The sequence below is a fragment of the Rhodococcus sp. 5A-K4 genome (genome assembly GCF_046097995.1).
In the GTDB taxonomy this organism is placed as follows: domain Bacteria; phylum Actinomycetota; class Actinomycetes; order Mycobacteriales; family Mycobacteriaceae; genus Rhodococcus_F; species Rhodococcus_F erythropolis.
The window spans coordinates 209,967-222,664 of the sequence record NZ_JBJURM010000005.1; the positions used below are offsets into that span (position 1 = coordinate 209,967).

Annotated in this window: 9 protein-coding genes; 2 read left to right on the top strand and 7 right to left on the bottom strand. The window is 63.3% G+C overall.

Annotated elements, in window-relative coordinates; translation table 11 throughout:
• The first annotated feature begins 27 nt into the window (after window positions 1-27).
• Both ACKAMS_RS09265 and ACKAMS_RS09270 read left to right on the top strand, forming a co-directional pair.
• Window positions 28-1,368 carry an SLC13 family permease gene (locus ACKAMS_RS09265; protein WP_003945503.1) on the top strand — a complete coding sequence of 447 codons (1,341 nt, stop codon included), beginning with the start codon at window positions 28-30 and terminating at the stop codon, window positions 1,366-1,368.
• A 28-nt stretch (window positions 1,369-1,396) separates the two neighbouring features.
• The gene (locus ACKAMS_RS09270) at window positions 1,397-2,806 is read left to right on the top strand and encodes an acyl-CoA synthetase (RefSeq protein WP_408988910.1); all 1,410 of its coding nucleotides are present in this window, start codon (window positions 1,397-1,399) and stop codon (window positions 2,804-2,806) included.
• Between the two features lie 31 nt (window positions 2,807-2,837).
• Here ACKAMS_RS09270 and ACKAMS_RS09275 read toward each other — a convergent pair whose 3' ends face one another.
• The 7 genes from ACKAMS_RS09275 to dacB all read right to left on the bottom strand — a co-directional run bounded on the left by ACKAMS_RS09275 (window position 2,838) and on the right by dacB (window position 12,659).
• On the bottom strand, window positions 2,838-5,462 hold the full coding sequence (locus ACKAMS_RS09275; protein ID WP_408988911.1) for an RDD family protein: 2,625 nt from the start codon (window positions 5,460-5,462) through the stop codon (window positions 2,838-2,840).
• A 46-nt stretch (window positions 5,463-5,508) separates the two neighbouring features.
• Window positions 5,509-7,830 (bottom strand): PQQ-binding-like beta-propeller repeat protein, encoded by a 2,322-nt coding sequence (locus tag ACKAMS_RS09280; RefSeq protein ID WP_408988912.1) that lies wholly within the window; start codon window positions 7,828-7,830, stop codon window positions 5,509-5,511.
• Between the two features lie 22 nt (window positions 7,831-7,852).
• Window positions 7,853-8,518, bottom strand: a complete 666-nt coding sequence (locus tag ACKAMS_RS09285; protein WP_166501754.1) for a DUF4190 domain-containing protein — start codon at window positions 8,516-8,518, stop codon at window positions 7,853-7,855.
• A 122-nt stretch (window positions 8,519-8,640) separates the two neighbouring features.
• The gene (hpt, locus tag ACKAMS_RS09290; RefSeq protein WP_019746778.1) at window positions 8,641-9,195 is read right to left on the bottom strand and encodes a hypoxanthine phosphoribosyltransferase; all 555 of its coding nucleotides are present in this window, start codon (window positions 9,193-9,195) and stop codon (window positions 8,641-8,643) included.
• 3 nt (window positions 9,196-9,198) lie between these two features.
• Window positions 9,199-10,176: a tRNA lysidine(34) synthetase TilS gene (gene tilS, locus ACKAMS_RS09295; protein ID WP_020968342.1), complete on the bottom strand. Its 978-nt coding sequence runs from the start codon at window positions 10,174-10,176 to the stop codon at window positions 9,199-9,201.
• Entirely contained in the window at window positions 10,177-11,250 is a 1,074-nt protein-coding gene (locus ACKAMS_RS09300) for a zinc-dependent metalloprotease (protein ID WP_019746776.1), read from the bottom strand.
• A complete protein-coding gene (gene dacB / locus ACKAMS_RS09305; protein WP_021333820.1) occupies window positions 11,250-12,659 on the bottom strand; it encodes a D-alanyl-D-alanine carboxypeptidase/D-alanyl-D-alanine-endopeptidase in 1,410 nt (469 codons plus the stop codon). The genes ACKAMS_RS09300 and dacB overlap by 1 nt, the downstream gene beginning before the upstream one ends.
• Window positions 12,660-12,698: the final 39 nt, after the last annotated feature.

Here is a 12,698-nt window from a genome sequence, read left to right on the forward strand (position 1 = left end):
GCTGGTCGCGAACGGATTGAGAGTTCGATGGCAAATGTCATAGCCCTGTCAGTACTTGTCCTGGTGTTCGTCATATCCACCGTGAGGTCGGTGAACATGGGTGCGCTTGCTCTGGTGGCTGCCTTCGTCGTCGGAACACTGGTCTTCACTGTCGATACCAGCGAGATCCTCGACGGCTTCCCGGCCAGCCTCTTCGTCATCCTGGTCGGCGTCACCTACCTGTTCGCGCTGGCCAGAAACAACGGCACGGTCGACTGGATCATTCACGCGGCGGTCCGTGCGGTCAGAGGACGAGTGGCCCTCGTGCCGTGGGCGATGTTCGCGGTGTGCGCGGCCGTCACCGCCATGGGCGCGGTCAGTCCCGCTGCCGTCGCCATCATCGCGCCCGTGGCGATGGGCTTCGCCACCCGCTACCGGATCCACCCCATGCTGATGGGCTTCATGGTCGTCCAAGGCGCAACGGCGGGCAGCTTCTCCCCCATCGGAATCTTCGGTGTGATCACCAACGACGTCATGCGCCAGAACGGCCTCCCGTCCAGCCCGGCCTTGCTGTTCGTCTCGACCTTCGCAGCCGCGGCTGTTGTTGCCGCAATCGCGTACGTCTCGTTCGGCGGTCGCGCATTGATTGCACGCGGCGCCTCGGAGCGCGTGCTCGTCAGCGCAGTCGGCAACGCGTCGGGCGGTGGCGACACCATCACCGGTTCGGGTTCCGGCGACAGCTCGAAGGGTGGCGGCAAGTCCTCGGGTGGGACCGCTCCGCACGAGGGAGCACTCAATCTCGAGCGGCGACTCACCCTGCTCGGGCTGGCATCACTTGCACTCGGCGCCTTGGTCTTCGACCTCGACGTCGGATTCACCGCACTGACCGTCGCGGTACTTCTCACCCTGATCTTCCCGGCCTCCGCCCGCGGAGCCGTCGACAAGATCAGCTGGGGCACCGTCCTCCTCATCGGCGGAATCGTCACATACGTGGCCCTATTGCAGAACCAAAACACCGTCCAGTGGCTCGGGGATTCGGTAGCTCACGTGGGCATTCCACTTCTCGCGGCGTTCCTGATCTGTCTGATCGGCGCGATCGTGTCGGCGTTTGCATCCACCACCGGAATCCTCGGTGCACTCATCCCTTTGGCAATTCCCTTCCTCATGACCGGCCAGGTCAATGCAACCGGCCTGGTTATCGCACTGGCAATCTCGTCGTCTCTGGTCGATTGCAGTCCGTTCTCGACCAACGGCGCGCTGGTGGTGGCGAACGCCGCTCCGGAAGAACGCGACGTGGTGTTCGGGCTGACGATGCGGTGGGGCATGACCATCATGGTCGTGACGCCGATCCTCGCCTGGCTGCTGTTCGTTGTTCCCTGGTCCGTCTGAATCTTCGTTTGAAGAAAGGAAACTCGCAATGAACAGCGAATCCACACTTCTGCGCTCCCTCGACCCTCGCATCTTCGACGACCACGGAGCGGCGGTCAGTTTCGGCGAAGGCGCAACCCTCTCTCGCGCCGACCTGTTGGCCGCCGCCACCGCGGTCGCCGATCGAATCCACGGTGCACAGCGAGTGGCAGTACAAGCCGCCGCCGGCCTCGAGACAGTGGTCGCCGTCGCCGGCGCGCTGATCGCCGATGTTGCCGTGGTACCGATCCCACCGGACTCCGGTCCGCTCGAACGTCAGCACATCATCGCCGATTCCCAGGCCGAACTGATACTCGGAGACGGACCGTCGGATTCGAGTATCCCGTTGATTCCCATCAATATTCACGCGCGATCTGCGACGTCCTATCCCGAACCGAGCGCGGCAGCTACCGCACTGATCATGTACACCTCAGGAACCACCGGAGCGCCGAAAGGCGTCGTCCTCTCGCGAGCAGCGATCGCAGCAGATCTCGACGCACTTGCCCACGTGTGGAATTGGACTCCGGACGACACACTCGTCCACGGACTGCCCCTCTTCCACGTCCATGGGTTGATTCTCGGCGTGTTGGGCGCATTGCGCGTCGGTTCACCGCTGATTCATACCGTCAGACCAACTCCGGATTCGTATGCCGCAGCGGGTGGCTCGTTGTACTTCGGTGTTCCGACCGTCTGGTCACGCGTGTGCGGTGATCCCTCGGCTGCGGCAGCATTGCGATCCGCGCGCTTGCTCGTGTCCGGAAGTGCACCACTTCCGGTTCCATTGTTCGAGCGGATGAAATCGCTGACCGGATTGGCTCCCGTCGAGCGCTACGGCATGAGTGAAACCCTCATCACCGTCAGCACGACGCACGACGGCGAACGTCGCCCGGGTTGGGTCGGGCACGCTGTTCCCGGAGTCAGGACGAGGTTGCGCGGCGAGAACGGCGAATTGTCGGCGCACGACGGAGAGCAGCTTGGGCAACTGGAAGTTGCGGGAGCCGTGCTCTTCGACGAGTACCTCGGGAACCCCTCGAAGACAGCGGAATCCATGACCGAGGACGGCTGGTTCCGCACCGGCGACATCGCGGTGATCGACGACAGCGGATTCCACCGCATCGTCGGCCGCGAGTCGGTCGACATGATCAAGTCCGGTGGATACCGCATCGGTGCAGGCGAGGTGGAACAGGCACTTCTGGCATACCCCGGTGTTCGCGAGGCCGCCGTCGTCGGTGTGCCGGACGACGACCTCGGCCAACGCATAGTCGCCTTCATCGTCGGAGACGTAGCCGACTGCGCGGTGGTTTCGGACTTCGTCGCCGAATCACTGTCGATCCACAAGCGCCCTCGTCAGGTTTGTCTGGTGGACAGCTTGCCCCGCAACGCTATGGGCAAAGTCCAGAAGAAGCTGCTGACGCTCTGAAGGCAAGCCTCTTCCATCGAAGCGTGCTCGGTCACTGTCGGGTCACCACGACGGCGGCGTCAGCCATCCGATCGTGGAAGCCGCGGACGTCCGGTGCGCTACTGATCGAAACGATGATCGCGATCGAAATAGCGACTGTTACAAGAGAACCGAGAATGCTCGCGACACTGCCCAACGACATCGAATTCAGCATGCCGACGAGCTCGTCACCACTACCGAGCATGGCCAACGCCGAAACAGCCGATCCGAAGTACATGGGGATCACGAATGCATTCCGTTTGAAGGACTGCGCCAAGGCCGGACGTGCACCTCCTACCGAGCGAACCCCTATTCCGAGGGCGAGTTTGCCCAGGGTTACCCCGAATGCCGACTCTCCCCATACGAAGTACACGATCGAACCGATCCCGATCAGCTGGCCGATCAGACCCGAACTTGTCCGGTAGGAATCGAAGTCGAATCCGTTTCCGAGCGTCGCGGTGGAGATCATTCCGCCGACGACCGACACAACTGCGAGAATGGCAAAATCGATGAACCGCGCGGCAACTCGTATCCCGGCGCCGGCCGGCCGAAACCCACCAGGCAGGAGTGGAACGCCGGTCGGCCCATACCCCGGGTTCGGTTGCAGCACGGCAAATTGCGGCACGGCCGGTCGCGGTGCGGACGGTTGCACAAGGTCGCCACTGGAGCGGGCCTCCGGTCCGCTCGAAATGAACGTCTCGGTCGCAGGTTCGGGTTCGGGTCCGAGTAGACCGAATTGCCCAGCAGCCCTTCGGTCCAACGCTGCATCCACAGCCGGATCACCCAGCGCTTCGAGCCACGTCACAAGATCGTCGTACGTCGACGGATTCGCAGCGATCGCCGGCCGCAACTCCGGCGAACTCGATGCGATCTCGAACAGCACCGCCGCCGGAGTCCGCGGATCCGCAGCCTCGAGAGCACGTCTCGAAGGCTGCACGGGCACGGGCACGGGCACCGGCACGCGGTCAGGTTCAGGTTCAGGTAGACCGAATTGCCCAGCAGCCCTTCGGTCCAACGCTGCATCCACAGCAGGATCACCCAGCGCTTCGAGCCACGTCACAAGATCGTCGTACGTCGACGGATTCGCAGCGATCGCCGGCCGCAACTCCGGCGAACTCGATGCGATCTCGAACAGCACCGCCGCCGGAGTCCGCGGATCCGCAGCCTCGAGAGCACGCCTCGAACGCTGAACGGGCTGTCCGAGATTCGGTACCGCAGCTGTAACCGTGGTGGCCGACGCGAACAGTTGCACCCCCGCATACAAATTCCGAACAGCCGGTGAGACTGTGAGAGCGAGAGCAACCAGAACCACCAGCACCGCCATGGCGAGATCGAATATCCATGCACTGTAATATATTTCGCCATACATGGCCGACTGCACCACGAGACGAACGATCATCAGGACGAGCAAGCCGACACAGACTCCAAGACCAACCTCGCGTGACGGGCGAGGGTCGAGCGAAGAATACTGAAGCGACAGTGATCTGACTCCGACGACGGCAAGAATCCCGAAGAGTATCGCGAGAACAGCGAGCACCAACGCATCTCCCCACGGCACGATGCCAAATTGCGTTGCTGCCATTGCGATCTGAGAGAATCCAACACCGAAGCTCCACACCGCGATCAACAGCATGCCGTTTCGTGCCGCTGCGAGCCAGACGTATCCGGGGTGCGTCCCGTCGCCGACGGATGCAACACCGAATGGAATGAATGTAATTGCAGCTGCGGCAATCAAGAACGTGATGCCGTAGTACGGACTAGCCGTGACCGTGTGGAACAGCTCGACACTTGTGCCCTCGCTGATCGAGTGGAGTAATCCGGCTGCGAGGAGAGCGATGCCGAGCGCGGCGATGGTGAGGCGCCAGGACGCAAACCGTCTGGCGAGACCGACTGCCGCAACACCCACCACGACGATCGGAACGGCCGACGACACGAAGAGAACGATCAGGCTCTCGAATGTCTGCGGCCCGTCGTAATATCGGTAGCGACTGGCGGAGACCAGGATGTAGATCAGCGCGAGTAGCGCCGAGGCCACTGACGACCCCCAAGCCACAAACACAAGCGGCTTCACCAACGCCAACCATCGCGGCGCGGTTCGAGGGTCGATGCGAATTTCGGCCGCTCGCGGTTGAGCTGCGAGCAGGGCGCCGGCAAGCCCGAACCACGCTCCAGCGCCGACCCCGTTGCCGGTGAAAACACTCGAGCTCTCACTGAATCGGAACATTCCACGAATGACGTCGTAGACGACAAGACCCACGACAGTGGCAATGAGGGGTCCGTTGGCCACCAGACGCAGCACACGTATCTGCCCGACATTCCAATTCGGCCCGAGCATTCCGAGTCGCGCCACGTACGGCAGAGACAGGGACACCAGCGACAGCAGTGTCGGCAAAACCAGAAGCACCACAAGAGCACTCGAACCGACGCGGGTTATTGCGACGGTCGCACTCCACGGCAAGAAGAACGACACGAACAGTAGTACCGCGGCTGTCCCGTCGCGGGTGTAGTCACCGATCCGAATATCCTCGAACGCAGATCGCGCCGGTGAATAGCCCTGCGCCGGTGGATACACGCCGTGTTGCTGGGGCAAACCGTTAATCGATGGTTCACTGTGGTGACGCGAGTTGTCTTCGGTCATTCGCCAAGCTCCTCAGATGTGGGAAGTGCGCCGAACGGCTCAGGCACTATCGCCGATATTTGGTGGTCCCCGACGAATCGCGATCGTTGCTGACGATCTTGGCGAAGCATTGATCGTTGGCAATCCGCTTCGAATCGCACCACCCGTTGGCCGCATCCGCATCCGCAAACGTCAAGCCTGCGACGGTTATCCACCAACCCCGGAGATCGAAGGTCCGCCATTCGTCACTCCAGAGCAGACGCACCTCCGGATACATGAGACGAAGTTCGAGATGCTGTCGCAGGATCTGGGCAGCAGTCCAATGCACCTGAGCGCCATTGATATCCGCCGCATCGAGCCCAACCCGCTTGGAGGAGATCTGAGCCACCCACCTGTTCGCGAGGTCACCGATCACAAAGGGGCGATCGGCGTCGGCCTGAGCCCGGAGGGCGTCGAGACTCGCAGATTCGACATCGCCCGTTGTCGGCTGCGCGCTACGTGTGGGTCGGATCGGCGTATTGGTGTCACTTCTCGATGCCGGCCCGGACGTCAGGCTGGTATCACTCGTCCCCTCGTCCTCGCATTCGACGAGTTGAGCACCTGACGCTCTCGAATTGGTCAGACTCGAAGACTCACCGAGAGTGTTCGGCAGCCTCCAGAAACTACCGAGGTCGTACAGGAACTCGCGCTGGATCGAGTTCGTCGTGTTCGTCCCATCGGTTCGGGGAAGATAGATCGGCGCATCGGAGAAGTCGAACACCGCCGATGCAACGCTCTGGCCGGTGTCGGTGATCGACACACGAAGCGCGTCGGTGGAGACGATGTCTCCGCCGGGACATGATGCTTTCATTTCCATTAGAACGACGAGACCCTCTGCCTGCGTGCGGTATTCAACCGGCGTCAGGGTCGGTGTCCGTCCGCATTTCGTGACGTACTCGTTGCCTCCGTCGAATTCAGGGACAGCGGGCAGCCTGCCCGGTGTCCCTGACGGTCCGCCGGTCGGTGGGTAGTAGAGGAATTCGTCATTGGAGATCGAGGCGAGTCCGTCGTGGGCCTTCGACCAAGACCAGTGGTTGGTGTGGGAATCGAGTGACCAGCTGATGGAGCCGTCGTCGAGTTCAACGGCTAGTACCCTGCCGTCGTTAGGATGGACGAGAATTCGCTCACCGTCCGAGACCGAGTAAGAGAAGTAGTCACCGATCTTGGTCGACCACAACTGTTCCCCGGTGTCGATTCGGTAGGCCGAGAGCGTGTCCGAGTCGTTGCCCAACACGATGTCGCCGACGATCCGGCGTAGCGAGAAGTGGTCTCCGCCGATGACCGACCACAACTCGGTGCCGTCGTTCATGTCGTAGGCACCGTGCGAGCCGATGTACGGACGAGAGTTCGATGCCGAGACAAGCCACGGTGATGCCGGTGCGTCTTCGTCAACTCTAAATCTCTCGGCACCGTCACGGTCGGACACGATGCTGGAGTATCCGTCCGACGGAAATGGCATCGCGCAGAGGACGCCGGCAAAACCTTGTCCTGGAAGTGCCTCGTAGCCACCCAGATTCGGATTCGAAAGCAGTGCGCCATCGACCGCGTTGAGCGCCGTAGAACCGATGCTCGAGTAATAGACGATGCCGTCCACGATCTCGAACGAATGCGAATCGCCGGATCCGACGCAGTCGGTTTCCGGTGGAGTTGTCGTTGTCCACGCCGCGTCGAGATCGTTAGGCGTACCGCGCGAAATCACCAGACCGGACTGGCTACCGCCGACAGTGAAGACCGCTCCGTCGGAAACCTCGACCAAGGTGGCTGTATCGGCGTCGACACTCGAACGAATCGCCCCCGAGTCGAGCGAGAAGGAAACGACTCGAGCTGTTCCACCAGGGTTCCTGACGACACAAGGTAGGGCTGCATCGATCGCGGCGGTCGCACACGACACCGTGCCGGCGACCGGCGTTTGCCATCGAATGGATCCGCTCTCGGCGTCGACTGCTACAAGTTGGGACTGCTGGCCCTGCTGTGGACCGACCGTAGTGATCAGAGTCTGTCCCACGTCGATGAATCTCGCCGTTCCATAGCTCGCACCGAGCGAATCCGGCCACAGAAATCTTCCGCCCGGCAGAACCTCGTCAACGTCCAACGACCACCCTGGCGTCGGCTGCGTGGGGTAAGTGTTGACCAGCTGGCCTGCAACCGGTCCATCGGTGTCTCCCGACCGGAGAATCGTGACAACGGTGACGGCGCCTGCGGCGAGGGCCGCGACGGAGGTAAGGGATGCAACGGCAAGAATCCATCCTCGGCCACGAGATCGAGAGGGCGGAGGATGTCCGGCAACCGGAGCCTGCGGTGGTGAAGGCGGGGGTGGTGGGGGTGGTGGGGGCGGGGGCGGCAACGTCATCGGCTGTGTCTCCCTCTGTCGATCATTCGTCCGCTAGGCAAAGCACTACGACAGGACTCTCTTTGCGAACCCAATCGGCGGTGCACGAAGATGTGGACGTGCCGCGGCTGACTACCCGGTGAGTGGCGCTGCTCGAGCTGCACGAGACCGGACTGACGTATGTCTCGCTGGTCCCGTCGCCCTTGTCTGCCCCGAGCCTTCGTACGACGCAGTCACCTACCGAGGCATTGGCGATGACCGACGCCGTGTCGCTTCCGCTGTACGTCGGCGCCACCGTCCGGGATGTGGTGGTCGCATACGTCGGATAAGTCGTACTCGACGATTCAGATGTGTAGTAGAGAGAAGACGCGCTGTCGTAGTCGTCGAACGCGCGGGTGACTGCATTGGCAATGAGAAACATCCACACGATCGACAGCACCAGAAGCGCGGTGAAGATGTAGCCGATGACCAGGCCGGCGATTGCAAGTCCTCGCCCCTGCTCACCGGTTCGTTTGATCTGCGCCAGCGAAATGTGGCCGAGCACAATGCCGACCGGCGCCAGCACGAGCGCCCCGACCATGGCGGCAATTGCGAGGCCGTTCGTGGTCGGAGGTTGGTACAGAACGCCCTGCGGTTGGGCACTCCAGTACTGCTGCTCCCCACCAGGCGGGGGCGGTGGTGGCGGTGGCGGTGGTGGCGGAAGGGTCACCGAATAAGCCGTCGATAGCGCATTCCGTGAATCTAGCGACGCCTCGGAGAGCTGTCTGTCGTCCGTTCGGCGGACTGATGCAGAGGTGCCGAAATGTGAAGAGTTCTAACCGGCGAGCAGGCTCAGCCGCCGTAGACCTCAGGGTCCAGGGTGCCGATGTACGGCAGATCGCGGTACCGCTCGGCGTAGTCGAGGCCGTAACCGACGACGAACTCGTTGGGGATGTCGAAGCCCACGTCGCGGACGTCGACGTCGATCTTGACGGCGTCCGGCTTGCGGAGCAGGGTGACGACCTCGAGCGAAGCGGGATTGCGCGTCTTGAGGTTGCGCATCAACCACGACAGCGTGAGGCCCGAGTCGATGATGTCCTCGACGATCAGCACGTGGCGACCGGCGATGTCCTTGTCGAGGTCCTTGAGGATGCGGACGACGCCCGAAGACGAGGTCGAGGATCCGTAGGAGCTGACGGCCATGAATTCCATCTGCGACGGGATCGGCAGGGCGCGGGCGAAGTCGGTCATGAAGAAGACCGCTCCCTTGAGGACGCCGATCAGCAGGAGATCCCCTTCGGGGGCGCCTGCCGGGTAACGCTTGGCGATTTCCTCAGCCAGTTCCGCCGTTCGTGCACGGATCTGTTCTTCGGAGATCAGTACCGATGCGATGTCGCCCTCGTACACGCGTCAAACCCTTCGTCGGTCTTCGAATCCGAGGATCAGCCTGCCACGTCGCCGGGCCGCCACCAACCTCGCCTCCGGTGTTCCGCCCCCGATCGCGACGCCGCCTTGCCCCCGCCAGTCGATCACCAGGGCGTCGACCGCCCGTAACTGTTTGTCCGTCAATGCTTTTGCGCCGCCCTGAAGCAGCCAGGCCCGCAGAGCGCGTCGGCGGATTGCGGTGGGCGCTTCGGCAAGTGTGTCCACTTCCACTTCCCCGTCGACGACAGCCCGTAGAAGTAGGGCCTCGGCGTACTCGTCGAGCGCCTCGCCGTCCTCACGCAACTGCGTCGCGGTTCGGGCCAACGCCTCGGCAACTCCCCCGCCGAGAATTTCTTCGAGCAGCGGCAACGCCTCGTGCCGCAGACGCACGCGAGTGAACTCGGGATTGTTGTTGTGCGGGTCCTCCCACGGCGTGATGCCCAGGTCGACGCAGGCCGCCCTGGTCACCGACCGACGGATGCCGAGAAGCGGCCGTCCCCAGGGAGCATCGAATGCAGCCATACCCTGAATCGATCGCCCACCGGACCCGCGGGACAGTCCGAGAAGGACGGTCTCTGCTTGATCGTCGAGCGTGTGTCCGAGCAGAACCGGGAGGTCAGTCCTGGCGTCGCGCAGAGCGCTGTACCGAGCCTCACGCGCTGCGGCTTCGAGACTCCCACCTTCGGCTACGTCGACGGTCAGCACCGTCGCGGTCCGGCAACCCAGCGCCAGCGCCTGGTCTGCGGCCGAGCGCGCGACGGCACCAGAACCATCTTGCAGCCGATGGTCCACGATCAACGCGTCGACAGAATCGGTTTCCGCCACGGCTGCTGCGGTCAGCGCCAACGAATCGGCTCCCCCGGACAGGGCGACGACCACCCGGCGTCGTGGCTCGAATGCGACCGTCCACGCCCGCACGGCCTGTCGCAGCGCCAGGAGGGCAGGCGTCTCAGGCAGCAGCATCTAGCCGAGAACGCGCTTTACCCACGCGTCGGGATTGTCGATCTCGTCGAGCAACGGCAAGGTCTCGGGCCCGGTCCAGATGGTGTTGAACTGCTCCATGCCGACCTTGAGAACTACCGCGTCGACGAAGGCCTTGCCGCGTACGTACTGCGCCATCTTGGCGTCCATGCCGAGAAGCATCTTGATGATCCGCTGCACGGGGTTGGACTTGCGCTGCCGACGCTTGTCGAAGGCCGCGCGGATAGTTGCCACCGACGGCACCACGGCGGGGCCGACGGCGTCCATCACGTGGTCTGCATGCCCTTCGAGGAGGGTGCCGAGTACGAGCATCCGATCCAGCGCGTCACGCTGGGGTTCCGCCTGCGAAGCACGCAGCAGGCCGATGATCCCGCCCGCCGTCGCACCGTCACTGGAGTCGGGTTCCTTCCGCGAGCGCAGCTCTGCAGCAAGGCGCCCGACAACGTCGGTCATCGACTCGTCCACCGTCGCACCAAGCGTTTCGACGGATTCCTTCATGTACTCCGCTAGCCACGGTGAGGACGAGAACTGAACCCGGTGAGTGACCTCGTGCAGGCAGACCCACAACCGGAAGTCACTCGGATTCAGCCGAAGGGACCGTTCGACGGAGACGATGTTCGGTGTGACCAGAAGCAGGGTGCCGTGCTCGCCGGTGAACGGGTCGTACTGCCCGAGGATCGCCGAAGACAGGTACGCCAGCATGGCGCCGGCCTGCAAGCCCGCCGGCTTTCCGACGATGAGATTGCCACTGCCGTCAGGGTCGGCGCCGGTGAGATGCGCCATCGACCGCGAGGCCGCCGTGATCCACCCGGCCCGGTCCAGCACGTCAGCGGCCGGGACCGGTAGACCGTCGGCCAAACCGGTCACTTCACGAACTGGCAGTTCTGCGCGCTTGGACGCTTCGGCGAGTTCTGCGGTTGCCGTCTCGGCCGTGTAGCGAGACATCGCGGGGCCGCCGCGCGCCAGTTTTATCCCGGCTTTGGCGGCAAGACTCCAGTCGACGGCACCACCGAGCGGAGCCGAGGCTTCATCATCTTGTGGAGTCTTTTCGGCCACTATTGGCACCCGCAATTCCTCAATGCTCCGGCAATCGCGTCCAGGGCAGGACGGCTCACTTCTGGCGGCCGGTCATTGGACATCAGTGCGAAGGTGAGCACTCGCCCGTTCTGATCGACCACGAACCCTGACAACGCGCTGGCCGTCGAGAGAGTTCCCGTCTTGGCCCGTACCCAACCCGCACCGGTTCGGTTTCCGGACGCGTAGCGGTCGGACAAACTTCCTGTTCCGCCGGCCACCGGAAGGTAGTCCAGCAGCGGACGCAGTTTCGGATCACCGTCACCGGCCGCCGCCGTCATGACGCGATCGAGTACCTGAGCGGGAATGAGATCGTCGACGGAAAGTCCGCTGGAATCGTGCAGCGAAACCCCGGTGTAGTCGAACCCGGCGGCCTGCAAGGTCTTGCCGGTCGCGTCGACGGCTCCGGTGAACGAGGCTTCGATTCCGGAGGCAATCGCGACCTCACGCCCGATGGTCTCGGCGAGCACGTTGTCGGAATGTTCCATCATCTGCAGCAGCCGGTCGCTCAGCGGCGCCGACTGCACGGTGGCGATCGGCTTGGCACCGGCAGGCGCCGCGCCGAGACTCACGTTGGCGGGATCGACACCGAGGGCCTGAGCGAGCACCTTGCCCGCGTCCAACGCGGGCGTTTCCGAACGCGGCGACTCGTCTTGAGTGCCGTCGTACCGACCGCCTTCGATCATCACCGATTCGATCGGGGTGATGTAACCGGCCGCGATGTCAGCGGGGAACCATCCGGTGGCCATGTTGTCGCCCTTGAACAAGCTCGAGTCCACCACGACGCTGGTCACCGGCGTACCGGCAGCCTTGATCTGGTCGACGAGATCCGCGATGTGCGCTGCGTTGGCGTAGTACCCGCTCTGCCCCTTCGGCGTCGCCGTCAGCGTCGGGTCACCGCCGCCGACCAGAACGACCTGCCCGGGGCTCGTTCCAGGCACCACTGTCGTGGACAGCCTGTGGTCGAGCGGCAACTTCAGCAATGCCGCCGATGCGGTGAGCACCTTCGTCGTGGACGCAGGCGTCATCGGCGTCGACGGGTCTGCGCTCCACAGAATGTTTCCGGTGAGCGCATCAGCGACTACTCCGGTGAACTTCCCCAGATCCGGGTTGGCCACAGCCGGGCCGATCGCCGCTGCGATTCCCGACGCGCTCGGGATCGGTGCGTCCGTCGGGACGGGCACCACCTGAGGTGACGGCGTCACGAGCGCAGGCTGCGGCGACGTAGTCACAGTCGCGCTGCCGGCTGTGTCGTTCGACGTACCGAGTTTCACGACGACAACTCCGGCGACGGCCAGTACAACCACTGCACCGACCGCCAGAAGGATGCGGAAGTTACGCCGTCGACTCTCTTCCAACGAGCCGATCTTCTTCTTTCCTTGGCCCGCCAACGCCCCTCCGTCTGTGCTCTGCCTACTGGGTGGTCAGGC

Bases quoted from the DNA above. Each gene is read 5' to 3' on its own strand.
- ACKAMS_RS09265 (WP_003945503.1), top strand. From the start codon at position 28: ATGGCAAATGTCATAGCCCTGTCAGTACTTGTCCTGGTGTTCGTCATA.
- ACKAMS_RS09270 (WP_408988910.1), top strand. From the start codon at position 1,397: ATGAACAGCGAATCCACACTTCTGCGCTCCCTCGACCCTCGCATCTTC.
- ACKAMS_RS09275 (WP_408988911.1), bottom strand. From the start codon at position 5,462: ATGACCGAAGACAACTCGCGTCACCACAGTGAACCATCGATTAACGGT.
- ACKAMS_RS09280 (WP_408988912.1), bottom strand. From the start codon at position 7,830: ATGACGTTGCCGCCCCCGCCCCCACCACCCCCACCACCCCCGCCTTCA.
- tilS (WP_020968342.1), bottom strand. From the start codon at position 10,176: ATGCTGCTGCCTGAGACGCCTGCCCTCCTGGCGCTGCGACAGGCCGTG.